Here is a 21,451-nt window from a genome sequence, read left to right on the forward strand (position 1 = left end):
ACTATTCCGACTGTCAATATTTATTTTTCGTATTTCTCGATTACTTCTCCACGTTTTTTATAAATGCTGCCTGCAGGTACAAATTCTCTGACCATAGACAACGGATAAATATTTGTATGACTTCCCACAACTGTTCCCGGATTCAATACACTTCCACATCCCACTTCGACTTCATCGCCAAGCATGGCACCAAATTTCTTAAGTCCGGTCTCAATCGCTCCTTTTGGTGTCTTTACCGTCACCAATGTCTTATCCGATTTCACATTAGAAGTAATCGAGCCAGCCCCCATATGAGACTTATATCCAAGCACAGAGTCCCCTACATAATTATAATGTGGAACCTGAACTTTATTAAACAGAATTACATTCTTAAGCTCTGTAGAATTTCCTACCACAGCTCCTTCCCCAACAATTGCATTACCGCGGATAAACGCACAATGTCTCACTTCTGCGTCTTTCCCAATAATTGCCGGTCCATTGATGTAAGCTGTCGGCGCTACTGTCGCCGATTTTGCAATCCATACATTCTCACCGACTTTTTCATACTCCTCTTCCGATAACGTCTCTCCTAGTTCTAAAATAAAAGAACTGATTTTCGGAAGAACCTCCCATGGATAAGTCACTCCTTCAAAAATATCTCTCGCAATTGTCTCCTTCAAATTATAAAGTGATTTTACTGTTAATTGTTCCATTTCAATTTACCCCTTCTTTGTCTGTTTTTCTTTTTTATAAAATATTGCCGCCTTATCGTAACAGCCTCTCAGCTGATACTGATTACTCAACCGCAAAACACCTTGCGTACGACTGTTAATAAAATGTTCCAGCTTCATCATATACTCATCCGATGTAATCTCGCCGTCTGCCACATAGGTGAGTCCTTTTTCCCAACTTGCAGTAAGTTCCGGGTTCAAAAGTGAGCGGATTGAATGTTCCACTACATCAAAAACCATTTCTCCAAGCAGCGTCGGTGTAATGATCTGTGTTTTTTTATTTAACATCAAATATTTAATATGAATCAGCTTTTTCAGAATCTCTGCCCTGGTTGCACTCGTTCCGATACCACTTCCTTTAATCTGGGCGCGCAAATCCTCATCTTCAATGAGCTGCCCCGCATTCTCCATCGCAAGAATAATCGACCCCGAATTGTATCTCTTCGGTGGCGAAGTCTCTCCTTCTTTGATTGTCAATTCCTTTACCGGTAACACCGTTCCTTTTTTCACTGTCTGAAGCAGTTCAAAAAAGTTCATGTCCATGTCACTTTCCGAATCCTGTTTACCCGCATTTCCGGTCCCGACCACTTTCAGATATCCTTCCTCTGCCAAAACCTTGAAATTGGAGAAAAAGCTTTCCTCTTTGATCTTGGTTGTAATACTGACTTTCTGATAAACAGCCGGAGGATAGAAAATACTCAAAAACCTTCTGACAATCGTGTCGTATACCTGCCTTGCAGTATGTGATACACTATTCAATGCCTGCAGCCCCTGACCGGTCGGTATGATTGCATAGTGATCTGTGATCTGCTTGTCATTGACATACCTTGTTTTTTCTAAGCCTTTATGACTTCCAAACGCAACAATATCTTTCAGATAAGGAGATACCATATCATATTTGGACAGACCGTTCAGATTTTTGTGAATCTCTTTTGCCACTGCTGTCGAAAGCACTCTGGCATCCGTTCTCGGATACGTCACCAGTTTCTTTTCATACAGTTCCTGGACGATCCGAAGTGTCTCATCCGGACTGATCTTAAATCGTTTGGAACATTCATTCTGAAGCTCTGCCAGATTATAAAGGAGTGGCGGATTCTTTTTTTCTTTCTTTTTTTCAATTGCAGTGACTGTGCAAGTAAGCGGTTCTCCATCGCTTAAATAGGCAATCAGTTCTTCTGCCTTCACCTTCTCTTTAAAGCCATTTTCCTTATAAAGATCCAATGACTCAAAATATTTAGAACCCTTCACTGCCTTCCATTCACCATCAAAATTCTTTTCTTCCAGTGAAATGCTGCTGAGCACTCTGTAAAACGGCGTCTTTACAAATTCCCGAATTTCCCGCTCTCTTCTCACTACCATACCGAGTACGCATGTCATAACACGCCCGACAGAAAGGACTGTGTATTTGTGACCAAGATAATTTGAGATACTATTGCCGTATTTCAGCGTCAGAAGTCTAGAGAAATTAATTCCCATCAGGTAATCTTCTTTTGCCCGCAGATACGCTGATGCGGATAAGTTATCATATTCCTCCAGATCTTTCGCTTCACGGATTCCACGAAGAATCTCTTCTTCTGTCTGGGAATCAATCCACACACGTTTTCTTTTCTTTCCTTTCACCTCTGCCATCTGTTCCACCAGACGGTAAATATATTCCCCCTCACGCCCGGAGTCAGTGCACACATAAATCGTATCCACATCCTGTCGATTCAACACGCCACTCACAATTTGGAACTGCTTTTTTACGTTCGGAATCACCTCGTATTTGAACTCTTTTGGCATAAACGGCAACGTCTCAAGACTCCATCTTTTATATTTCTCATCATACACCTCCGGATAACTCATTGTCACAAGATGTCCAACACACCATGTGACAATCGCCTCATCAGATTCCAGATATCCGTCTTTTTTTCTCGTATTCAATTTTAATGCTTTTGCGAATTCCTGTGCCACGCTTGGCTTCTCCGCTATGTATACTGATTTTCCCATCCTGGTTTCCTTTCTCTGCCGTCAATGCCTCTCCCGTGGATAAAAAGAGAAACAAGGCAGGGAAGAACCTTCTTCCCCGCCAAATGTTATTTTTATTTATTTTGCTTTGATATATCCTTTTGCAGTCAGTGTCTCTGCACAGAGGATTGCACCACCTGCTGCGCCACGTACTGTGTTATGAGAAAGTCCGACAAATTTAAAATCGTATACACTGTCTTCTCTCAAACGTCCTACCGAAATTCCCATACCATTTTCAAAATTGACATCCAATTGTACCTGTGGACGATTATCTTCCTCTAAGTATTGAATAAACTGCTTCGGCGCACTTGGAAGCTCCAATTCCTGCGGCAGTCCCTTAAAGTTCACAAGCTTTTCAATCAGCTGCTCTTTCGTTGGCTTCTTTGCAAATCTCACAAATACAGCTGCTGTATGTCCGTCCAAAACCGGTACGCGGATACACTGAGTTGTAATTACCGGTCCATCCGCTTTTACAATCTCTCCATCAACTACTTTTCCCCAGATACGAAGTGGTTCTTGTTCACTTTTTTCTTCTTCACCACCGATAAACGGAATAATATTTTCTACCATCTCTGGCCAGTCTTTGAATGTCTTTCCTGCCCCTGAGATTGCCTGATATGTAGTTGCCACTACTTCTGTCGGCTCAAATTCTTTCCATGCTGTCAGAACCGGAGCATAGCTTTGAATCGAACAGTTTGGTTTTACCGCCACAAATCCTCTTTCTGTTCCAAGACGTTTTTTCTGAGCTTCTATTACTTCAAAATGTTCTGGATTAATCTCTGGAACTACCATCGGCACATCCTTTGTCCAACGGTGCGCACTATTGTTTGAAACAACCGGTGTCTCTGTCTTTGCATATGCATCTTCAATCGCTTTGATCTCTTCTTTTGTCATATCCACCGCACTGAACACAAAGTCAACATCTGCAGCCACTTTCTCTACTTCATTTACATTGGCAACAACTAATTTTTTCACTGCCTCCGGCATTGGTGTCTTCATTTTCCAACGATCCCCAACCGCTTCTTCGTAAGTCTTTCCTGCTGATCTCGGGCTCGCTGCCACTGTCACGACTTCATACCACGGATGATTTTCCAACAGAGAAATAAAACGTTGTCCAACCATACCTGTTGCTCCTAAAATTCCAACTCTCAATTTCTGTTCCATAATTATCTCCTCATTTCCAAAAGTCTTTCTCACGCAAACAAATGTGTTTACTCGAAATATACTATCGCATTTTAATTGATTATGCAAGTGTTTTTTCGCATTCCTGCAAATATTTTGCATAGATGGCAATTACCTTTTCCATCGCTTCTTTTCCAGGCGCGCCAATCGTCATACGTTTATTGACGCATGTCTCCATGCTGATTGCCTCATAGATATCCGCCTCAAAAACCGGTGAAATCGCCTTAAATTCTTCTAGTGTCATGTCATCCAACGCGATATCCTTTTCCAGGCAGTACAGCACAAGCTGTCCTACAATTCCGTGTGCATCGCGGAATGCAACACCATGATTTACCAGATAGTCCGCTGCATCTGTCGCATTGGTAAACCCATTCTTTGCACTGTTTTCCATATTCTCTTTGCGGAATTTCATCGTTCGAAGCATCCCTGTAAACAATGCAAGGCATCCTTTTGCTGTGTCAATCGCATCAAATGCCAACTCTTTATCTTCCTGCATATCTTTATTATAAGCAAGCGGAATTCCTTTCATCGTTGTCAAAATCGACATTAATGCCCCATAGACACGTCCTGTCTTTCCTCGAACCAATTCTGCGATATCCGGATTCTTTTTCTGTGGCATAATGCTGCTTCCCGTACTGTAGGCATCATCAATATCCACAAACTGATATTCGTTCGAATTCCAAATAATCACCTCTTCCGAAAAACGGCTCAAATGCATCATGATCGTAGACAATGCTGACATCAGCTCAATTACATAATCTCTGTCCGCAACAGAATCCATGCTGTTCAATGTAGGTCCGGCAAATCCCAAAAGTTCGGCAGTATACTCTCTGTCAAGAGGGTATGTCGTTCCGGCGAGTGCTCCCGAACCAAGCGGACAATAATTCATCCTTTGGTAAATATCGTATAGTTTGGAACGATCACGTCGGAACATCTCAAAATATGCCCCCATATGATGCGCAAGTGTAATCGGCTGTGCTTTTTGAAGATGTGTGAATCCCGGCATAAATGTCTCGGTGTTTTCTTCCATGATATGAAGAAGAACTTCCAGTAATTCTTTTAAAAGTCCATCCAACACCTGAATCTCATCCCTTGTGTACAGTTTCATATCCAGTGCAACCTGATCATTCCGGCTTCTTCCTGTATGCAGTTTCTTGCCCGGTTCTCCAATACGATCAATAAGTGTTGCCTCCACAAAGCTGTGAATATCCTCATATTTATCCGAAATTTCAAGTACGCCTCGTTCCACATCACTCAAAATCCCTTCGATTCCCGCAATGATCTGATCTCGCTCATCCTCGGTCAAAATCCCTTGTTTTGCGAGCATCTTCACATGCGCAATACTTCCTCTCATATCCTGTGCATAGAATTTCTGATCAAACGAAATCGATGCATTGAAATTGTAAACCAGCTGATCCGTCTCCTTTGTAAAACGACCGCCCCATAACTGTGCCATATTGTCCCCTTCTTTCGTTTATTTTTTCTTGATTCCGGTGCTTTCTTGTTTCCTGTCTCTGACAGAAAACTCGCACCCACAGTAATCTTGTCTGTAAAGTCCAAATTCATTGGAAAGCTCAATGGAACGTTTGTATCCATTCTTCTTTTTAAAATCTGACTGTAAATACTTCACGCCATATTTTTCACCTATTTTTGCGCCAATCGTATTCAGCTTTTCCGCATTTTTCATTGGACTGATTGTAAGCGTCGTCGTAAAGTAATCAAATTCCGCTTCCTTTGCCATTCTCGCTGTCTCTTCCAATCGGAGCGCATAGCACTTAAAACACCGCTCTCCGCCTTCTTTCAAGTGTTCCAAGCCTTTTGCGAGCTCATAAAACTTCTCCCTGTCATAATTGCCCGCAACAAAAGAGATTGGATGCTTTCCTTTCATCTCTCCGATCAGCATCTGCTGTTCTAAAATCCTTTTTGTATATTCACTTTCCGGAAAAATATTAGGATTATAATAGAAAACAGTAATGTCAAAATAATTGCTCAAATACTCTAAGACATAACTGCTACATGGTGCACAGCAGCTGTGCAGCAAAAGCCTCGGCACTTTTTCTTCTTTTTCAAGCTTTACAATCAGCTTTTCCAGTTCTTTTTGATAATTCATCTTTTTCACCTTTTCCACGTAACCTCACAGGCTTGATTATACTATTTTCTCTTACTTCTAGCAAGCACCCTTTTCCCCTTTTCACATAAAATAGATATATATGAAATGGAGGCGCATTATGGAACATGTTCTTGAACTGAAAAACATCAGTCATTCTTATCATAATACAGAAGGAGAAACACCTGCACTAAAAGACCTTTCTTTCTTCCTGAAAAAGGGGGAATTCATAAGCATTGTCGGTCCTTCAGGCTGTGGAAAATCCACGTTGCTGTCACTCATTGCAGGATTGCTCGTTCCGGAAAGCGGAACAATACTAATCAATGGAAAACAATTAAAAGAAAGCACTACAAATATTGGATACATGTTACAAAGAGATCATCTGTTTGAATGGCGAACGATTTATAACAATGTCATTCTAGGTTTAGAAATCCAGCATATGCTCACCGCCCGCACACGCAGAAAAGCACATCAGTTGTTGGAACAATATGGTCTGGAATCTTTCGCAAACGCAAGACCATCTGAACTGTCCGGAGGCATGAGACAGCGCGCTGCTTTAATCCGTACTCTCGTGTTGGAACCGGATCTTCTTCTATTAGATGAGCCCTTCTCAGCTCTTGATTATCAGACTCGGCTCACTGTAGGAGATGACATTGGACAGATTATCAAAAAAGAACAAAAAACAGCCATCCTCGTCACACATGATCTTTCCGAGGCAATCAGCCTGGGAGACCGGGTAATCGTTCTCTCCGAAAGACCTGCCACCGTACAACAGACAATCCCTTTGTCCTTCTCTCTCGAAGAAGACACGCCGCTCCACAGACGAAATGCACCCGAATTCAAAACCTATTTTAATCTCATTTGGAAGGAGTTGAACCGCAATGAGTGAGACTTCTGTCTCCCAACAAAATTTTCTGCAAAAAAAGAGACAGCATAAGCGCATTGTTCACAGTTCCCGTTTTCTCATTCTCATCTTGTTTTTGGGAATTTGGGAATTCACTGCCTCAAAAGGATTTATTGATTCCTTTATTTTCAGCAGTCCGTCAAAAGTGGCAGCCTGTTTTTGGTCTATGGTCTGTGATAAAAGTATTTTTCTGCACATCACAGTCACACTTTACGAGACACTTGTCAGCTTTTTTCTCGTCATTTTGTGCAGTCTTCTTGTGACAATTCTTTTATGGTTCAGTCCAAAACTCTCCGAAATATTAGAACCGTTTCTTGTCGTTTTAAACAGTCTACCAAAATCTGCGCTTGCACCACTTTTAATTGTGTGGCTTGGTGCAACTCGCACTACAATCATTGTCGCCGGCATGTCTGTCGCAATTTTTGGAAGCATCCTGAACCTATACACAACATTTATCAACGCTGACAAAGAAAAAATCAAACTGATCTACACGCTCCACGGGAACAGATTCCATGCACTGATGAAAGTAGTACTGCCAAGCTCCATTCCCGCTATCATCAGCAATATGAAAGTCAATATCGGTCTATGTCTTGTGGGTGTCATTATCGGAGAATTTCTGGCGGCAAGAAATGGTCTCGGATACCTGATTATCTACTCCAGTCAGGTCTTTAAGCTAGACTGGCTACTCATGTCAATTGTACTTTTGTGTATTATGGCTATGGGGCTGTATGCTTTGATTAATCTGTTGGAAAAATGGTATTTAAAAAAGTTCTAACTATCAAAATAGAGTGCAAGAAGTATTTCTGCAACTTCTTGCACTCTGTTTTTTCATCTTATTTTTTAAATAATTCCATAATGTCTTAATGCCTTTTCGATCCCGTCATCTTCCAAATCTGCAGTCCGGTACGCACAATATGGAAAAATCTCTTTCATGCTATTCCCCATCGCAACACTGTTTGGTACAAACTGAAGCATCGGAAGATCGTTCGTGCTGTCTCCAAACGCATAGCAATCTTCCAGCAAAATTCCATAATAATCCATAAGCATCTGAATACCGGACGCTTTCGAAATCCCCTTTGGAACAATCTCATACATTCCAGCGCCTCTGTCTATACAATCAAATTTCTCTGAAATATAGTTGTAGAACATCTTATAGTCACTCACTGTATTCACCCATACTACAAATTTATCAAATAAAATTTCTCCATCTTCCAGCGACTTTGGAATATCAAATGCTTTCGTACCGAACCTTGCTCTTAAATCATGAAGAATTTTATGATCTGGAAGCTCTTCATCAAAGAACACACGATTTTCCTCCTCAAACACCGCTGTGATATTGCATGTTCTTAACATCTTAATAATTTCCCTACAATATTCTTTTGTAAGTGTATTTTTAAAAATCGTCTTTTCTCCAACATAAATTGCCGTTCCGCATCCACAGACATAACCATCAAAACCTATCTCTTCTAAAAAATCATCAATACTAAATCTCGTTCGTCCCGTATTGATAAACACCAAATGCCCATTTTCTCTTGCCTTGCGAATTGCATTCACCGCACTTTGTGGAAGGTAATGTGTTCCCTCTGCCACAAGTGTTCCGTCAATGTCAAAAAAAAGCATTTTTCGACTCATATTGTTTGCCTCCTTCTCCATTCATGTAAACATTTAAACAAAAAAGTACCGCACCCTCTTGGAAATACTGATTTCCCTTGAAGTTACGGTACTTCTAATCTAGTCAGCTGAAAATCGGACTTGAACCGACGACCCCTTCATTACGAGTGAAGTGCTCTACCAACTGAGCTATTTCAGCAAGTGATTAAAACAAATCACAAGCTTTATTATATCGCATTTTCAAAAATATGCAACACTTTTTTCAAAAATTTACTGTTTAGCCTCTTCTTTCGGTAAATGCACAGTCATCTGCTGATAAGGTATTTCAATACCATTTTCGTCCATTGTCAGCTTAATTCTTTCTAGCAGCCTCCATCTCGTCGGCCAATACTCCTCCGTCTTCACCCATGATCTTGTTCCAATCACTACAGAACTTGCCCCAAGACTATCTACAAACACTAACACTTCTTCCTCTTTTAATACCGCTTCCTCTTCCATTAGGATCTGCTCAATCAACTGTTTTGCCTTTCTAAGATCTGCTTCGTAGGATATGTCTATCAAAAGATCCATTCTCCGCTCATTCTTTGCAGTCACATTGGTAAGACTGTTATTTGCCAATGCACCATTCGGAATTACAATAGTCTTGTTGTCAACAGTGGAAAGTTTTGTATAAAAAATTTGGATTTCTTTTACAGTACCTTCACACTTATTCGTGTCTTCAATAATATAATCTCCCACTACAAATGGTTTCAAAATCAAAATCAAAACACCGCCTGCAAAGTTCGATAGTGCGCCTTGCAGAGCAAGACCAATTGCCACACCTCCGGATGCCAGCAATGCCGCTACCGATGTCGTGTCGATGCCAAAATTACTTCCAATTGAAAAAATCAAAATAATATACAATACAAACTTTAACATCGAATCGACAAACTGCTCTACTCCTTTGTCTACCGTTGATTTTTGTAAAGAGCGTCTGACAATCTTCCGAAGCAGCTTGATAATTTTTGTTCCAATAAAAAATACAACCAGCGCAAGAAGCACGCGCACTCCAAAACCAATCAGTTCCGGAATATTATCATTCACATATTCCGCAAACTTTCCGACTTCTTGTACTGCCTCCGATGTAGCTTCCGTCACTTCTTTTGTAACTGCCCCATCTCCTACTGTATCTGCCAGTAATATCATATATACCTCCTATTTCAATGCCAAAAATGCTGCTAAATTTCCCCTCTTTCCATTGGATGCCCGATGTGAAAACAACAGTTCATGGTTGCAGCACGTGCACAAGTTCGTCACAGCCAAATGTGTTTTCAAAATCCCAGCTTCCTCCAATATCAACTCATTTGCTTTCCAAAGATTCAGTTGATATTTGCCATTTGTTTTCCTATAAAACAGTTTCTCCCAGTACTGCTGGTGAAAATTTTGTCTAAACGCATCAATGACGTCCTCGCTTACTTCATAACACGTCTGACAGATAGACGGTCCGATTGCCGCCAAGATATCTTCTGGATGACATCCATATTCGCTTCGCATCACTTCCACTGTCTTTTTCCCTATTTTCCCGACAGTTCCTCTCCAACCGGAATGACTTAGACCGATCACTTTTTTCACCGGATCCAAGAAAAACAAAGGGACACAATCCGCATAGAATGTTGTCAGACAAAGTCCCGGTTCATCTGTCACAAGACCATCCACATCCGAATAGTCAAGCGGTGTAGTCAAGCCTTTTCCCTTGTCTTTTGACGTGACAACGCGAATATTTGTCGTGTGTGTCTGCATGGAAAACACAAAACTATCATCCTCTACACCGATTGCATTTGCCATCCTCCGATAGTTTTCCCGGACAGCCGACTCGTCATCCCCTCTTGAAAAGCTTAAATTCATCGTACTGCAAACACCTTCGCTGACGCCCCCAAGTCTTGTCGAAAATCCATGACGGACCAATCCGGTGTCTGCCAGAAGTGGGTATTCCAAATACGGAACACCATTTTCTACTTTTTCCGTAAAAATTTTTTCATCGTTTTTATATGAAAACCCTATACTCATATTCTATCTTTCACTCCACAAAATCAAATGCATTCTTTAAAAGCTGTACTTCTGTTCCCAAAATACCTACCACATCAAAACGGCACGGCATCTCATGCCACTGATTTTTATAAACGTAATACTGTGCACACTTTGAAATTCTTCGCCGCTTCGCCAGTGATACTGCTTCCATCGGGTAACCTGCTCTCGCCGTCCTTCTGTATTTCACTTCACAAAAGACAAGATACTCCTGATCTTTTGCAATGATGTCAATTTCCCCTGCATTGCATTTGAAATTATATTCTATAATCTGATATCCGTGTGCTTCCAGATATTTTCCTGCAAGCCTCTCATAGTTCGTTCCTATTTTTCGTCTATTTTCCACTATATATCTCTTCTATTATAACTTAACACTTCAGTCTCAAACAAAATTTTTAATAAAGCTCATTCTATGAATCGGTGTAGCTCCAAGCGTTTTCAACGCCGTGATATGTTCCGCAGAACCATATCCTTTGTTACTCGCAAATCCATATCCAGGCAGCACATCATCATACTGAACCATAAGACGGTCTCTTGTAACCTTTGCAATGATACTTGCCGCTGCAATAGAAACACTTTTCGCATCACCCTTGATAATTGGCACCTGATCAATCGTCACTCCCGGAATCGTCACAGCATCATTCAACAACAGATCAGGCTCTGTCTCTAATTGTTGAATCGCTATACGCATTGCCTCATAAGTCGCCTGCAGTATATTGATCTCATCAATTCGTGCCGGACTCACAATGCCAATTCCTGTCGCAATCGCTTTTTCCATAATCTCATCATACAACTCTTCTCGTCTCTTTTCCGAAAGCTTTTTCGAGTCATTCAGATAAAGAATCTCACAATCTTTCGGCAAAATCACCGCACCGGCAACCACCGGTCCCGCAAGCGGTCCTCTCCCCACTTCGTCAATGCCGCATATATATGAAAAATGTGCGTATTTTCTTTCGTAAATACGCATATTCTCAATTCGTTCTCGCTCCATACAAAGTTTTTGTTCCTGTTTTTTATATTTTTGAATCAGATTGACTACTCCTGTACGCTCATCCTTCTCATATTTTGCATACAACTCGTTCAGCATCACTTTATCTGTAGCTTCAAATTCTGCTTTGATTTCACTAATTTTTTTATTCATGAGGAATCACCCCAATACTGTCTAATGGCCAGATCCGAATCCATGCCCTTCCAATCAACTCATCTATGTGAAGAATTCCAACGCTTGGATCACGGCTGTCTGAGCTATGATTTCTGTTATCGCCAAGCACAAAATATTCATCCTCACCAAGTTCAATCGGCTCTGCCGCAATCCCGGCATCTTCCATCACTTCCAGCCCATAATTTTCATCCAGCTTCTCTCCGTCAATATAAACATATCCGTCCTTCACCTGAACTGTTTCTCCCGGAAGCCCTATGATTCTCTTGATATAATATGTATTTTCTTTATGTCTATATGGGAATACAATAATTTCAAATCGCTTCGGATCCCGGAAACGGTAAGACAGCTTATCCACAATGAGATTATCCCCATCATGTAAAGTTGCCTCCATAGAGTGCCCGCTTACTCGTGTACGCTGCCCTACAAACGTTATAATCAGCCATGTCAACCCGATAATAACCGCGATATACACAATCCAACCTAATAATTCTTTTAAGATTCCCTTTGGTTCTTCCATCTAATACTCCTCTTTTCTGACTGTCCTATTCATAATCTTCCGGAAATTCCAGTGTAATCTTTCCCAGTCTTCCGTTTCTGAAATCATCAATCAAAAGCATTGCTGCTTTATTCGTGTCCAGCTCGCTTCCCCTCAACAGGCAATGTCTGTTTTTCGCAATATCAGTCAGACATGCATACGGATCTTCGACCTCGGTAATAGCATATTTTTCTGCCAAAACACCCGCATAATGCTTTTTCATAAACTGAATCAGTTCTGCTGCCAACTCCTCGGTATTTAAAATCTCATCTTTAATAGAGCCGATAAATGCAAGTCGCAGTCCTACTGTCTGATCTTCAAATTTCGGCCACAAAATTCCAGGTGTATCCAATAATTCTACATTCTTATTCAAACGGATCCACTGTTTCCCTTTTGTAACTCCCGGTTTATTTCCAGTCTTTGCACACGCCTTCCCCGCCAACGAGTTGATAAATGTAGACTTTCCTACGTTCGGAATTCCAACAACCATGGCGCGCACCGGACGGTTCAAGATACCGCGTTTTCGGTCTCTTTCCATCTTTTCTTTACAGGCTTCCTGAATCACTCCCTGAATGGATTTGATTCCACCGCCCTTCTTAGAATTTACTTTTACAACTGCAAATCCCTTTTTCTTAAAGTATTCTGCCCATGCGTCATTCTGTTTATCTTCTGCCAGATCCGATTTATTCAGCAAAATTAATCTTGCCTTATTTTTTCCCAATTCATCAATATCTGGATTTCTGCTGCTGATCGGCACTCTTGCATCCACAAGTTCAATCACAAGATCGATCAGCTTTATATTTTCCTGCATCATACGCTTTGCTTTAGTCATATGACCCGGATACCACTGAAAATGCATATTATCCTCCTCTATTTCACAAAACCAAAGTGATCCTTTGGCGCTATTACAAACCACACTTTTCCTTCAATCTCTGTTCTTTTCACATTGCCAATATCCGCCATACGGCTGTCTTCACTATTCTGTCTGTCATCTCCCAAAACAAAAAATTCATCACCGCCCAATGTAATTGGCTCTTCTACAATTCCCGGATCATCGATTTTCGTCGTCTTATAGTCTTCCTCAATCTTTTCTCCGTTAATCAGAATCTCTCCGTCCTTAATCTCTACCGTCTCCCCCGGAAGCCCAATGATTCGCTTGATATAATAATGCGAATTTTCATTTCCATTCGGTTTAAACGCAATAATGTCCCCTCGTTTCGGACTGCTTGCATTATATATAATCCGATTGATGAGTGTGATATCTCCATTTTCTAATACCGGTTTCATAGAATCTCCGATCGTACTCACTCTCTGTCCAAAATACCACACAAATACAAAGGCGATCAGACATACAACTGCAATCTGAAAAGTCCATATTCCCACTACACGAAGCAGATCAAAATTCACTCTCTTCTTTTCTTTTCCAAATTTTAAACGACCCATCTATTCTCCCTAATAACACAAAAGGGACAATATACAGTATGTACTTGTCCCTTCCTCACATTTACTATTTTACTAATTCTTTTACTTTAGCTCTCTTACCAACGCGTCCTCTTAAGTAGTTCAGTTTTGCTCTTCTTACTTTACCTTTACGAACAACTTCTACTTTTTCTACGTTTGGTGAGTGTAATGGCCAAGTCTTTTCAACACCAACTCCGTTAGAATTCTTTCTAACTGTAAATGTTGCTCTTGTGCTTCCACCTTGTTTCTTAAGCACTGTACCTTCGAAAACCTGAATTCTTTCACGGTTTCCTTCTTTGATTTTACCGTAAACTTTTACAGTATCACCAACGTTAAATTCTGGTACTTCAGCTTTTAATTGTTCAGCTTCAATTTTTTTAATAATATCGTTCATCTTGTGTGACCTCCTTATAATTTGGACGTTCTTAATACATATTCTGTATCAGAGGACCATCTCTTTCTTCTCACAACGCTCTTTATTCTACCATACTTAGTTTTCCTTGACAAGTGTTTTTACTAATTCTTTTTCTTTTTGTGTCAAATCTGCTTTTTCTAACAAATCAGGCCTTCTTTCCGCTGTACGAATCACAGATTGTTCTCTTCTCCACTTCTCAATATTTGCATGATGTCCGGAAAGCAGAATCTCCGGCACTTTCTTTCCATGCCATTCTTCCGGTCTTGTATACTGCGGATATTCCAACAGATTGTCCTGAAAGCTTTCAAATTCCGCAGATGTATCATTATGGAGCACCCCGGGAATCAATCGTGATACCGCATCGATCATTACCATCGCCGGAAGTTCCCCTCCTGTCAGCACATAGTCCCCGATTGATACATAGTCTGTTACTATTTCTTCCAGAACGCGTTCATCAATCCCCTCATAATGTCCACACAAAAAGATAAGCTCTTCTTCTTGCGCGAATTCTTCCGCCATACTCTGCGAAAATGTCTGTCCCTGTGGTGAAAGATAAATCACTCTGGGCTTACTCTTTGCCTTTTCTGCCACTGACCGATAAGCGCCGTAGACAGGTCCTGCCTGCATAAGCATTCCCGCTCCTCCACCGTATGTGTAATCGTCCACACGATTATGTTTGTTTTCTGCAAAATCTCGGATGTTCACTGCTTCAATCGTCAAAAGCTCATTTGCCATTGCTCTCCCGATAATACTCGTGCTCAATCCGTTCATCACCATATCCGGAAATAATGTTAATATATGAAAATGCATCCTCTATACCAGCCCTTCCAGTAAATGAATTACCATCTTTCTATTCTCAATATCTACATCTAAAATACACTGCTTGATTGCAGGGACAAGAACTTCTTTGCCATCTGACATCTCGATGATATAGACATCATTTGCTCCTGTTTCCATCACATCCTTCAGCGCTCCAAACAGTTCTCCATCTTCCGTGAATACGTCCATCCCAATCATATCAGCAATAAAATATTCATCTTTTTTTAATTTCACTGCATGTTCACGGTCAACCAAAAGACGCTTCCCTTTATATTTTTCAATATCATTTATATTATCAATCCCTCTGAATTTCAGGATTACAAATTGTTTAAAAAATTTAACTCCTTCAATTTCCAACGGCAATTGTTCTTTTCCTGTATCCAAAATTACTTTTTTTAACTTTTTAAATCGTTTCACATCGTCAGTTGTCGGAAATACTTTTACTTCTCCACGCACACCGTGTGTGGAGGAAATCACTCCCACCTGCAATAACTGCTCCATGAAATTCTCCTTTCCACTCTACGTTTTATGATAAAATAGACACCGCAATTACGCGATGTCTACGATTACTTTTTTATCTTCTTTAGCAGCCGCTGCCTTTACGACGGAGCGAATTGCTTTCGCGATTCTTCCTTGCTTGCCGATTACTTTTCCCATGTCAGAATCTGCCACACGCACTTCAACGATAATAGTTTTTCCTTCCACTTTTTCCGTAACGACAACGCTTTCCGGATCATCTACTAATGCTTTTGTAATTACTTCTACTAATTCCTTCATTACACCCACCTCCGTGGTACAGCCTATTTTTCAATACCAGCTGCTTTGAAAATCTTACCAACCATTTCTGTTGGCTGAGCTCCGTTGTTTAACCATTTTTTAGCTGCTTCTTCGTCTACTTTGAATACGCTTGGTTCCTGGTTTGGATCGTAAGTACCGATTTCTTCGATAAATTTACCATCTCTTGGAGATCTTGCATCTGCAACAACGATTCTGTAAAAAGGAGCTTTTTTCTGTCCCATTCTTTTTAATCTAATTTTTACTGCCATTTGTAGTCACCTCTTCTTTTAACTTTCTTTTTCTTTTTTATCTATGTGTTAAAAAGGAAGTCTGAACTTTCCTTTTTTACCACCAATGCCACCCATCATACCCGGAAGCTGTTTCATCATCTTCTTAGACTGCTCAAACTGCTTCACGAGCCGGTTCACTTCACTGATGTCCACCCCTGCGCCTTTCGCAATTCTGCGCTTTCTGGATGGATTTAAAATATCCGGATTCCGGCGTTCTTTGATCGTCATCGAGTAGATAATGGACTCAATCTGCGCCATCTTTTTCTCACTCTCTTCTGAATCAATGTCTTTCATCTTAGCTCCGCCAAGTCCCGGCATCATACTCATGATGTTCGCAAGGCCACCCATCTTCTTCATTTGCTTCATACTCTCAAGGTAATCTTCAAAATCGAACTGTGCTTTTTTCAACTTCTGCGACATCTCTTTGGCTTTCTCTTCGTCAATATCTTCTCCGACCTTCTCGATCAGACTCAAGACATCTCCCATACCCAATATACGGGAAGCCATTCTATCTGGATAAAACTGTTCCAAATCGGAAAGCTTTTCACCCATACCAACATAAAGAATCGGTTTTCCGGTAACTGCTTTGATGGAAAGTGCAGCACCACCTCTTGTATCACCATCTAGCTTTGTAACAATCACACCGTCAATTCCGATTTTCTCATTGAAACTGCTCGCCACATTGACCGCATCTTGTCCGGTCATGGCATCCACAACTAAAATCGTCTGATGCACCGTCACAGTTTCTTTAATCTCCTGCAGCTCTGCCATCATATCTTCATCAATATGAAGTCGACCCGCCGTATCTAAAATTACTATATTGTTACCATTCTTCGCCGCATGTTCCAAAGCTGCCTTGGCGATATTCGCCGGTTTGTGATTTTCTCCCATAGAGAATACTTCCACACCCTGCTTCTCACCGTTAATCTGTAGCTGCTTGATCGCAGCCGGTCTGTACACATCACACGCTACCAACAATGGCTTTTTCCCTTTTAATTTTAACTTTCCGGCAATCTTAGCAGTTGTTGTCGTCTTACCGGCACCTTGCAGACCCGCCATCATAATCACGGTTGTCGCCTGTCCAGGTTCCAGCTTAATCTCTGTCGTCTCAGAGCCCATCAGCTTGATCAACTCTTCATTTACGATCTTGATTACCATCTGCCCCGGATTCAGTCCATTCATAACGTCCTGTCCTATTGCACGTTCCTGAACATCCTTCACAAAGCCTTTCACTACTTTAAAGTTAACATCTGCTTCTAAGAGAGCCATCTTCACTTCTTTGAGCGCCGCCTTGACATCATTCTCCGTCAAACGTCCCTTGCTCCGAAGATTTTTGAATACATTCTGTAGTTTTTCTGATAAACTGTCAAATGCCATATTATAACTCCTCTATTATCTCTCCTGAAATCTTTCTGATTTCCTGTATCAATTGGTCTTCCCCGCTGTTTCTCACATCTTCCTTTTCCAAAAGCTCATTCATGCGGTGAACCTTTTCTTTGATTGACAGGAACTTTTCTACCAAATGCAGTTTTGCTTCATAACCTTCCAACGTCTTGTTGCAACGTTTAATCAGGTCATGCACACCCTGTCTGCTGATTCCTGCATCTTCCGCAATCTCACTCAGAGATAAATCCTCCAATACGAATTGCTCGTATATTTCTTTTTGGTGACTGGTAAGCAGTTCACCATAAAAATCATATAATAGTGCCTGTTCTAGAATCTCATTCATTTTCATCACCTTTGCTATCATAAACGATTTTAAATAAGGTGTCAAGCTTTTTTTCTTGACACCTTTACTTTTTAACGAAATGTAATCGTTTTATTTACACAATCCATATCTTCTATGATTGCAAGCGATTCCAAATGCAGCCCTTTGCTTCGAATCATATCCCCGCCTTTTTGCTGTCCTTTTTCAATCACAATTCCAATTCCCTCAACAGTCGCTCCTGCACTTTGTACCAGGTCAATCAACCCCTCCATTGCACACCCATTTGCAAGGAAATCATCAATGATTAAAATATGATCTTCCGGACCAATGTATTTTTTTGATACGATGACATCATATACTTTTTTATGCGTGAACGATTCAATCTTTGTAGAATACACTTCTCCGTCAATATTGATGCTCTGTGTCTTTTTTGCAAACACAACAGGAACACCAAAATGCTGTGCTACTACACAGGCAATCCCAATTCCCGAAGCCTCAATTGTCAAAATTTTGTTGATTGGTTTGTCTGCAAACAGACGTTTAAACTCTTTTCCCATCTCATTGAACAAATCAATATCCATCTGATGGTTCAAAAAGCTGTCTACTTTCAGAACATTTCCTTCCTTTATTATTCCATCCTTTTTGATTCTTTCTTCTAATAGTTTCATATCGGATACCTTCCTCGACCTGTCTTTTTATTCGCTTACTTTCTTTAAGTATTTCTATCTATCATATAAAAAAATGTTTTTACTGTCAATTTAAAACTGGAATTATTCTAAAAGTTTTTTTATATTTAGTTGCCCCCACCCCTGACGATTGTAATCTGCCCCCATATCACTGCTGCTCTCGCGAAGTTTGAGCTTGACTTCCACATTGGACATCTCCGGATATTTACTCAATAAATCCGCAATCGCACCGGATACAATTGGTGTTGCCATCGATGTGCCGCTTTTCACCACATACGGCTGTCCTCTCTGCCTCGCAAATTTCGCATTGCAGGAGCGAATATAGGAGCCTGGCGCTACAACATCCGGCTTACATACACATTCTTTTGTGGGTCCTCTCCCGGAATAGTGTTTCTTCGTGCTTCCCCTTTGGTCTATATAATACTGGTCATCAGAAGCTCCAACCGTGATAATCTTTTTGCTGTCCCCCGGTGTTGTAATCGTCCCCTCCTTCGGTCCTAAGTTTCCCGCAGCAGCCACGACAACCAACCCCGCATCCCAAAGCGCCTCCACGCCATTGATTAATCTTTCTTCTTCTCTCTCGTCTGATTGCGGCAGCATTCCCACAGAAATATTTACAATACGTATATGATATCTTTTTTGATTTTCTAAGAGCCATCGAAACGCCTTCATCACTTCCGTCACATTACCATTTCCTTTTTGATCTAATACCTTTAAGACGATCAAATCACACTCCGGAGCAATTCCCCCGTATATTCCCTCAGAGGAATTTCCATTCCCAGCCAGGACTCCGCACACATGCGTCCCATGACCATTGTCATCATAGATGACTTCCTGTCCATTTACAAAATCTCGAAATGCCAGCACTTTATTCTGAAAATCCGGATGGGGAGCAATCCCTGTATCCAGCACTACTGCCACCACCCCTTTCCCAAGATATTTTCCCTTTATAACATCATCACACCAATATTGAACGATTTGCTTTACCCGTTTCATAAGGATCTGTTTCCTTTTTAATTTAAAATATGAAACAGTCCTTTTTTTGTTCGTTTTCTTTCCCCTCTAAATATTTTCTTTTTTCAGGAAACATAAATAAGCCCTGCTACATATTATGAAGTGTAAACAAATTATATGGAGGCTCAATTATGAGTGATTTAAGTGCAACAAACTGTGGATGTGGCTGTGAAAGAAACGAAAGATCTGGATTTGGAAACAATTCCTGCTTATGGATTATTTTACTTTTATTCTGCTGCGGCGGATGCGGCAACGGATTTAGCGGCAACAACAACGGCTGTGGAGACAGCTGTATCTGGATTATCCTTCTGTTATTCTGCTGTGGCGGATTTGGAAGCGGATCCAACAACGGTTGTGGCTGTGGCAATGGATTCGGAGATGGCTGCTGCTAATCCTTCCAAAAAATTCCGGCTGGTTTAAACCCGGCCGGAATTTTATTTTTTCGTCTCCCTATTTTTGTCCTTGTTTGTTTTCACAGTTTTTTTTCCTGCTTTTTTTGCTGCACATTTCAAATCCAGTTCATAAACTGCATTTCCATCTATAATGAGCTTATGTTTCATTTGCCTATACCTCCAGTTATTCTATGTTATATTATATGTTCATTTCATAATTTCGCCCTTCTCCTCATATATATTTACAACGTTAGATTTAGGAGTGACTATGGAAGATCATGATTTTGAAAAAATGACCCCTTTTGATCAACTGATTTCCACACAAAGTCTGCAAATCCTGAAGCTGCTGATTCCATATACCCCTCCGGAAAACCAACGCTTTCTAGCTGTATACACAAAATTTTTGGAACTGCAGCACACCATAGATTTTTTTCAACGCTTTCACAGCGATGTCTACTCACAGGATTTTAAAAAGAAAACATTCTCTCCTTTTCATATCATTCAGGAAATCCGACCTTATATTCCTGCACAGTTTGGAGAAACATTTGACATGCTCATGAATATGATGGATATGATGGAGGTGTTTCAAAATATGAATGAAACTGCAGATTCTGATGGGAACACAGACCCGGACTTTGATCCGATGGCCATGATGAAAAATATGCTTGCGCCAGAACAGCAGGCTATGTTTGATATGTACAACACAATGTCTTCACAAGAAACCCAAAGCGAAACTGAAACAGAACCTCAAAACGAAACCCAAAACAAAGAAGGAGAACAAGAACATGATTGATTGGTTAAATGACCCTATGCTAAAAAATATGGATCCGATAAAGGTAGAGTTGATCAAGACAGCTGCCGCCCAGACGTCCGGAAAATCCGGTCGTGCACTCGCCCCTGTTTTGATGACACTTATCACAAACGCAAATAAAAAAGGAATCCGGTTTTCCCCTGATGAAATTTCATTGATTCTAGAATTGATAAAAGAGGGGAAAACGCAGAAAGAAAAGGAACAGATTGACCGGACGATTCAAATGGTAATGTCCATGCTGAAAAAACAGAATCCCTAAGATTCCTCACAGCGCATGTTTAAATGAGGACACAAGCCAGGCTCGTGTCCTCGTTTAAAATCCTTCCATTTTTCGAATATTTCTCATCTGTCGCCTTCTTTTTCCACTCTCCCATTCTGCCTTTTCCGATTCCGTCTCCAAAATCAATCCCGGCACTTTAACCGGCTTATCATTTTCATCCAATGCCACCATACAAAAATATGCTCTGTTGATTGGACGACGGATACCTTCTGCATCCTCGACATAAGTGTCCACCCGCACTTCCATAGAAGTAGTTCCAACATACGTAAGTTTTCCTATCAAAACAATCACTTCATTTTGATAAGCCCCCTTCAGGAACCTCAAGTTATCTACAGATGCAGTTATCACATTCGTTTTGGCATGTCTTTTTGCGACAAGTCCCGCAACCTCATCAATCCACTGCATCAAAATTCCGCCAAACAGACGGTTTGCTCCATTCAAATGATTTGGTCTTACAATGTGCACTGTCTCCACTCTAGAATCTTCTACTTTTTTCTTTTCTATACTCATCCTGAT

The 21,451-nt window shown here is 40.8% G+C and carries 29 protein-coding genes and 1 tRNA gene; 5 read left to right on the forward strand and 25 right to left on the reverse strand.

Features of this window, described 5'->3' with window-relative positions; genetic code table 11:
* Positions 1–20: 20 nt before the first annotated feature.
* The 5 genes from BQ5364_RS10615 to BQ5364_RS10635 all read right to left on the reverse strand — a co-directional run bounded on the left by BQ5364_RS10615 (position 21) and on the right by BQ5364_RS10635 (position 6,009).
* The gene (locus tag BQ5364_RS10615; RefSeq protein WP_004613889.1) at positions 21–692 is read right to left on the reverse strand and encodes an acyltransferase; all 672 of its coding nucleotides are present in this window, start codon (positions 690–692) and stop codon (positions 21–23) included.
* Positions 693–698: 6 nt separating this feature from the next.
* Entirely contained in the window at positions 699–2,699 is a 2,001-nt protein-coding gene (gene topB, locus BQ5364_RS10620) for a DNA topoisomerase III (RefSeq protein WP_071144271.1), read from the reverse strand.
* 96 nt (positions 2,700–2,795) lie between these two features.
* The gene (gene asd, locus BQ5364_RS10625) at positions 2,796–3,881 is read right to left on the reverse strand and encodes an aspartate-semialdehyde dehydrogenase (protein ID WP_022250917.1); all 1,086 of its coding nucleotides are present in this window, start codon (positions 3,879–3,881) and stop codon (positions 2,796–2,798) included.
* Between the two features lie 79 nt (positions 3,882–3,960).
* Positions 3,961–5,355: an argininosuccinate lyase gene (gene argH, locus BQ5364_RS10630; RefSeq protein ID WP_004613894.1), complete on the reverse strand. Its 1,395-nt coding sequence runs from the start codon at positions 5,353–5,355 to the stop codon at positions 3,961–3,963.
* 18 nt (positions 5,356–5,373) lie between these two features.
* On the reverse strand, positions 5,374–6,009 hold the full coding sequence (locus tag BQ5364_RS10635) for an epoxyqueuosine reductase QueH (protein WP_044987825.1): 636 nt from the start codon (positions 6,007–6,009) through the stop codon (positions 5,374–5,376).
* Positions 6,010–6,127: 118 nt separating this feature from the next.
* Between BQ5364_RS10635 and BQ5364_RS10640 the strand changes: the two genes are divergently transcribed.
* Positions 6,128–6,895 carry an ABC transporter ATP-binding protein gene (locus tag BQ5364_RS10640; protein ID WP_022250915.1) on the forward strand — a complete coding sequence of 256 codons (768 nt, stop codon included), beginning with the start codon at positions 6,128–6,130 and terminating at the stop codon, positions 6,893–6,895.
* Positions 6,888–7,685: an ABC transporter permease gene (locus BQ5364_RS10645; RefSeq protein ID WP_004613897.1), complete on the forward strand. Its 798-nt coding sequence runs from the start codon at positions 6,888–6,890 to the stop codon at positions 7,683–7,685. The genes BQ5364_RS10640 and BQ5364_RS10645 overlap by 8 nt, the downstream gene beginning before the upstream one ends.
* Positions 7,686–7,750: 65 nt before the next feature.
* Here BQ5364_RS10645 and BQ5364_RS10650 read toward each other — a convergent pair whose 3' ends face one another.
* The 18 genes from BQ5364_RS10650 to BQ5364_RS10735 form a co-directional block, all read right to left on the reverse strand.
* On the reverse strand, positions 7,751–8,542 hold the full coding sequence (locus tag BQ5364_RS10650; RefSeq protein ID WP_022250913.1) for an HAD family hydrolase: 792 nt from the start codon (positions 8,540–8,542) through the stop codon (positions 7,751–7,753).
* A 105-nt stretch (positions 8,543–8,647) separates the two neighbouring features.
* Positions 8,648–8,720: transfer RNA gene (locus BQ5364_RS10655), tRNA-Thr, on the reverse strand.
* A gap of 71 nt (positions 8,721–8,791) precedes the next feature.
* Positions 8,792–9,706 carry a mechanosensitive ion channel family protein gene (locus BQ5364_RS10660; RefSeq protein ID WP_004613899.1) on the reverse strand — a complete coding sequence of 305 codons (915 nt, stop codon included), beginning with the start codon at positions 9,704–9,706 and terminating at the stop codon, positions 8,792–8,794.
* A gap of 9 nt (positions 9,707–9,715) precedes the next feature.
* Positions 9,716–10,567 (reverse strand): peptidoglycan editing factor PgeF, encoded by an 852-nt coding sequence (gene pgeF, locus BQ5364_RS10665; RefSeq protein WP_004613900.1) that lies wholly within the window; start codon positions 10,565–10,567, stop codon positions 9,716–9,718.
* 10 nt (positions 10,568–10,577) lie between these two features.
* Positions 10,578–10,931, reverse strand: coding sequence for a YraN family protein (locus tag BQ5364_RS10670; protein ID WP_004613901.1), 354 nt, complete (start codon positions 10,929–10,931; stop codon positions 10,578–10,580).
* Between the two features lie 36 nt (positions 10,932–10,967).
* Positions 10,968–11,726: a ribonuclease HII gene (locus BQ5364_RS10675; protein WP_004613902.1), complete on the reverse strand. Its 759-nt coding sequence runs from the start codon at positions 11,724–11,726 to the stop codon at positions 10,968–10,970.
* Complete coding sequence (gene lepB, locus BQ5364_RS10680) at positions 11,719–12,264, reverse strand: signal peptidase I (RefSeq protein ID WP_004613903.1); 546 nt, start codon at positions 12,262–12,264, stop codon at positions 11,719–11,721. The genes BQ5364_RS10675 and lepB (BQ5364_RS10680) overlap by 8 nt, the downstream gene beginning before the upstream one ends.
* Before the next feature lie 25 nt (positions 12,265–12,289).
* On the reverse strand, positions 12,290–13,141 hold the full coding sequence (gene ylqF, locus BQ5364_RS10685) for a ribosome biogenesis GTPase YlqF (protein ID WP_004613904.1): 852 nt from the start codon (positions 13,139–13,141) through the stop codon (positions 12,290–12,292).
* An 11-nt stretch (positions 13,142–13,152) separates the two neighbouring features.
* Entirely contained in the window at positions 13,153–13,725 is a 573-nt protein-coding gene (gene lepB / locus BQ5364_RS10690; RefSeq protein WP_004613905.1) for a signal peptidase I, read from the reverse strand.
* 64 nt (positions 13,726–13,789) lie between these two features.
* Positions 13,790–14,137, reverse strand: coding sequence for a 50S ribosomal protein L19 (gene rplS / locus BQ5364_RS10695; protein WP_004613906.1), 348 nt, complete (start codon positions 14,135–14,137; stop codon positions 13,790–13,792).
* A gap of 96 nt (positions 14,138–14,233) precedes the next feature.
* Complete coding sequence (trmD, locus tag BQ5364_RS10700; protein ID WP_004613907.1) at positions 14,234–14,968, reverse strand: tRNA (guanosine(37)-N1)-methyltransferase TrmD; 735 nt, start codon at positions 14,966–14,968, stop codon at positions 14,234–14,236.
* Positions 14,969–14,971: 3 nt separating this feature from the next.
* Positions 14,972–15,478: a ribosome maturation factor RimM gene (gene rimM, locus BQ5364_RS10705; protein ID WP_004613908.1), complete on the reverse strand. Its 507-nt coding sequence runs from the start codon at positions 15,476–15,478 to the stop codon at positions 14,972–14,974.
* A 48-nt stretch (positions 15,479–15,526) separates the two neighbouring features.
* A complete protein-coding gene (locus tag BQ5364_RS10710) occupies positions 15,527–15,754 on the reverse strand; it encodes a KH domain-containing protein (RefSeq protein WP_004613909.1) in 228 nt (75 codons plus the stop codon).
* Positions 15,755–15,777: 23 nt separating this feature from the next.
* On the reverse strand, positions 15,778–16,023 hold the full coding sequence (rpsP, locus tag BQ5364_RS10715; RefSeq protein WP_004613910.1) for a 30S ribosomal protein S16: 246 nt from the start codon (positions 16,021–16,023) through the stop codon (positions 15,778–15,780).
* Positions 16,024–16,071: 48 nt separating this feature from the next.
* Positions 16,072–17,421, reverse strand: coding sequence for a signal recognition particle protein (gene ffh / locus BQ5364_RS10720; protein WP_004613911.1), 1,350 nt, complete (start codon positions 17,419–17,421; stop codon positions 16,072–16,074).
* Between the two features lies 1 nt (position 17,422).
* The gene (gene ylxM, locus BQ5364_RS10725; RefSeq protein ID WP_022250909.1) at positions 17,423–17,773 is read right to left on the reverse strand and encodes a YlxM family DNA-binding protein; all 351 of its coding nucleotides are present in this window, start codon (positions 17,771–17,773) and stop codon (positions 17,423–17,425) included.
* Between the two features lie 71 nt (positions 17,774–17,844).
* The gene (locus BQ5364_RS10730) at positions 17,845–18,420 is read right to left on the reverse strand and encodes a xanthine phosphoribosyltransferase (RefSeq protein WP_004613913.1); all 576 of its coding nucleotides are present in this window, start codon (positions 18,418–18,420) and stop codon (positions 17,845–17,847) included.
* Positions 18,421–18,522: 102 nt separating this feature from the next.
* Positions 18,523–19,434 (reverse strand): S8 family peptidase, encoded by a 912-nt coding sequence (locus tag BQ5364_RS10735; RefSeq protein ID WP_004613914.1) that lies wholly within the window; start codon positions 19,432–19,434, stop codon positions 18,523–18,525.
* Between the two features lie 149 nt (positions 19,435–19,583).
* Here BQ5364_RS10735 and BQ5364_RS10740 point away from each other — a divergent pair, with 149 nt between their 5' ends.
* Positions 19,584–19,844 carry a chorion class high-cysteine HCB protein 13 gene (locus tag BQ5364_RS10740; protein ID WP_083382817.1) on the forward strand — a complete coding sequence of 87 codons (261 nt, stop codon included), beginning with the start codon at positions 19,584–19,586 and terminating at the stop codon, positions 19,842–19,844.
* A gap of 42 nt (positions 19,845–19,886) precedes the next feature.
* Here BQ5364_RS10740 and BQ5364_RS18460 read toward each other — a convergent pair whose 3' ends face one another.
* Positions 19,887–20,012, reverse strand: coding sequence for a hypothetical protein (locus BQ5364_RS18460; RefSeq protein WP_004613916.1), 126 nt, complete (start codon positions 20,010–20,012; stop codon positions 19,887–19,889).
* Positions 20,013–20,112: 100 nt separating this feature from the next.
* Here BQ5364_RS18460 and BQ5364_RS10745 point away from each other — a divergent pair, with 100 nt between their 5' ends.
* Positions 20,113–20,637, forward strand: a complete 525-nt coding sequence (locus BQ5364_RS10745) for a hypothetical protein (protein ID WP_004613917.1) — start codon at positions 20,113–20,115, stop codon at positions 20,635–20,637.
* Positions 20,630–20,914 (forward strand): hypothetical protein, encoded by a 285-nt coding sequence (locus tag BQ5364_RS10750; protein WP_004613918.1) that lies wholly within the window; start codon positions 20,630–20,632, stop codon positions 20,912–20,914. Before BQ5364_RS10745 ends, BQ5364_RS10750 begins: the two co-directional genes overlap by 8 nt.
* Before the next feature lie 54 nt (positions 20,915–20,968).
* Here BQ5364_RS10750 and BQ5364_RS10755 read toward each other — a convergent pair whose 3' ends face one another.
* Positions 20,969–21,445, reverse strand: a complete 477-nt coding sequence (locus BQ5364_RS10755) for an acyl-CoA thioesterase (protein WP_004613919.1) — start codon at positions 21,443–21,445, stop codon at positions 20,969–20,971.
* Positions 21,446–21,451: the final 6 nt, after the last annotated feature.

It is taken from the genome of Coprococcus phoceensis (genome assembly GCF_900104635.1).
Lineage (GTDB): Bacteria > Bacillota > Clostridia > Lachnospirales > Lachnospiraceae > Faecalimonas > Faecalimonas phoceensis.

What these genes read in the sequence shown, in the direction of transcription:
- BQ5364_RS10615 (WP_004613889.1), bottom strand. Translation starts at nt 692, where the DNA reads ATGGAACAATTAACAGTAAAATCACTTTATAATTTGAAGGAGACAATT.
- topB (WP_071144271.1), bottom strand. Translation starts at nt 2,699, where the DNA reads ATGGGAAAATCAGTATACATAGCGGAGAAGCCAAGCGTGGCACAGGAA.
- asd (WP_022250917.1), bottom strand. Translation starts at nt 3,881, where the DNA reads ATGGAACAGAAATTGAGAGTTGGAATTTTAGGAGCAACAGGTATGGTT.
- argH (WP_004613894.1), bottom strand. Translation starts at nt 5,355, where the DNA reads ATGGCACAGTTATGGGGCGGTCGTTTTACAAAGGAGACGGATCAGCTG.
- BQ5364_RS10635 (WP_044987825.1), bottom strand. Translation starts at nt 6,009, where the DNA reads ATGAATTATCAAAAAGAACTGGAAAAGCTGATTGTAAAGCTTGAAAAA.
- BQ5364_RS10640 (WP_022250915.1), top strand. Translation starts at nt 6,128, where the DNA reads ATGGAACATGTTCTTGAACTGAAAAACATCAGTCATTCTTATCATAAT.
- BQ5364_RS10645 (WP_004613897.1), top strand. Translation starts at nt 6,888, where the DNA reads ATGAGTGAGACTTCTGTCTCCCAACAAAATTTTCTGCAAAAAAAGAGA.
- BQ5364_RS10650 (WP_022250913.1), bottom strand. Translation starts at nt 8,542, where the DNA reads ATGAGTCGAAAAATGCTTTTTTTTGACATTGACGGAACACTTGTGGCA.
- BQ5364_RS10660 (WP_004613899.1), bottom strand. Translation starts at nt 9,706, where the DNA reads ATGATATTACTGGCAGATACAGTAGGAGATGGGGCAGTTACAAAAGAA.
- pgeF (WP_004613900.1), bottom strand. Translation starts at nt 10,567, where the DNA reads ATGAGTATAGGGTTTTCATATAAAAACGATGAAAAAATTTTTACGGAA.
- BQ5364_RS10675 (WP_004613902.1), bottom strand. Translation starts at nt 11,726, where the DNA reads ATGAATAAAAAAATTAGTGAAATCAAAGCAGAATTTGAAGCTACAGAT.
- lepB (WP_004613903.1), bottom strand. Translation starts at nt 12,264, where the DNA reads ATGGAAGAACCAAAGGGAATCTTAAAAGAATTATTAGGTTGGATTGTG.
- ylqF (WP_004613904.1), bottom strand. Translation starts at nt 13,141, where the DNA reads ATGCATTTTCAGTGGTATCCGGGTCATATGACTAAAGCAAAGCGTATG.
- lepB (WP_004613905.1), bottom strand. Translation starts at nt 13,725, where the DNA reads ATGGGTCGTTTAAAATTTGGAAAAGAAAAGAAGAGAGTGAATTTTGAT.
- rplS (WP_004613906.1), bottom strand. Translation starts at nt 14,137, where the DNA reads ATGAACGATATTATTAAAAAAATTGAAGCTGAACAATTAAAAGCTGAA.
- trmD (WP_004613907.1), bottom strand. Translation starts at nt 14,968, where the DNA reads ATGCATTTTCATATATTAACATTATTTCCGGATATGGTGATGAACGGA.
- rimM (WP_004613908.1), bottom strand. Translation starts at nt 15,478, where the DNA reads ATGGAGCAGTTATTGCAGGTGGGAGTGATTTCCTCCACACACGGTGTG.
- BQ5364_RS10710 (WP_004613909.1), bottom strand. Translation starts at nt 15,754, where the DNA reads ATGAAGGAATTAGTAGAAGTAATTACAAAAGCATTAGTAGATGATCCG.
- rpsP (WP_004613910.1), bottom strand. Translation starts at nt 16,023, where the DNA reads ATGGCAGTAAAAATTAGATTAAAAAGAATGGGACAGAAAAAAGCTCCT.
- ffh (WP_004613911.1), bottom strand. Translation starts at nt 17,421, where the DNA reads ATGGCATTTGACAGTTTATCAGAAAAACTACAGAATGTATTCAAAAAT.
- ylxM (WP_022250909.1), bottom strand. Translation starts at nt 17,773, where the DNA reads ATGAATGAGATTCTAGAACAGGCACTATTATATGATTTTTATGGTGAA.
- BQ5364_RS10730 (WP_004613913.1), bottom strand. Translation starts at nt 18,420, where the DNA reads ATGAAACTATTAGAAGAAAGAATCAAAAAGGATGGAATAATAAAGGAA.
- BQ5364_RS10735 (WP_004613914.1), bottom strand. Translation starts at nt 19,434, where the DNA reads ATGAAACGGGTAAAGCAAATCGTTCAATATTGGTGTGATGATGTTATA.
- BQ5364_RS10740 (WP_083382817.1), top strand. Translation starts at nt 19,584, where the DNA reads ATGAGTGATTTAAGTGCAACAAACTGTGGATGTGGCTGTGAAAGAAAC.
- BQ5364_RS18460 (WP_004613916.1), bottom strand. Translation starts at nt 20,012, where the DNA reads ATGAAACATAAGCTCATTATAGATGGAAATGCAGTTTATGAACTGGAT.
- BQ5364_RS10745 (WP_004613917.1), top strand. Translation starts at nt 20,113, where the DNA reads ATGGAAGATCATGATTTTGAAAAAATGACCCCTTTTGATCAACTGATT.
- BQ5364_RS10750 (WP_004613918.1), top strand. Translation starts at nt 20,630, where the DNA reads ATGATTGATTGGTTAAATGACCCTATGCTAAAAAATATGGATCCGATA.
- BQ5364_RS10755 (WP_004613919.1), bottom strand. Translation starts at nt 21,445, where the DNA reads ATGAGTATAGAAAAGAAAAAAGTAGAAGATTCTAGAGTGGAGACAGTG.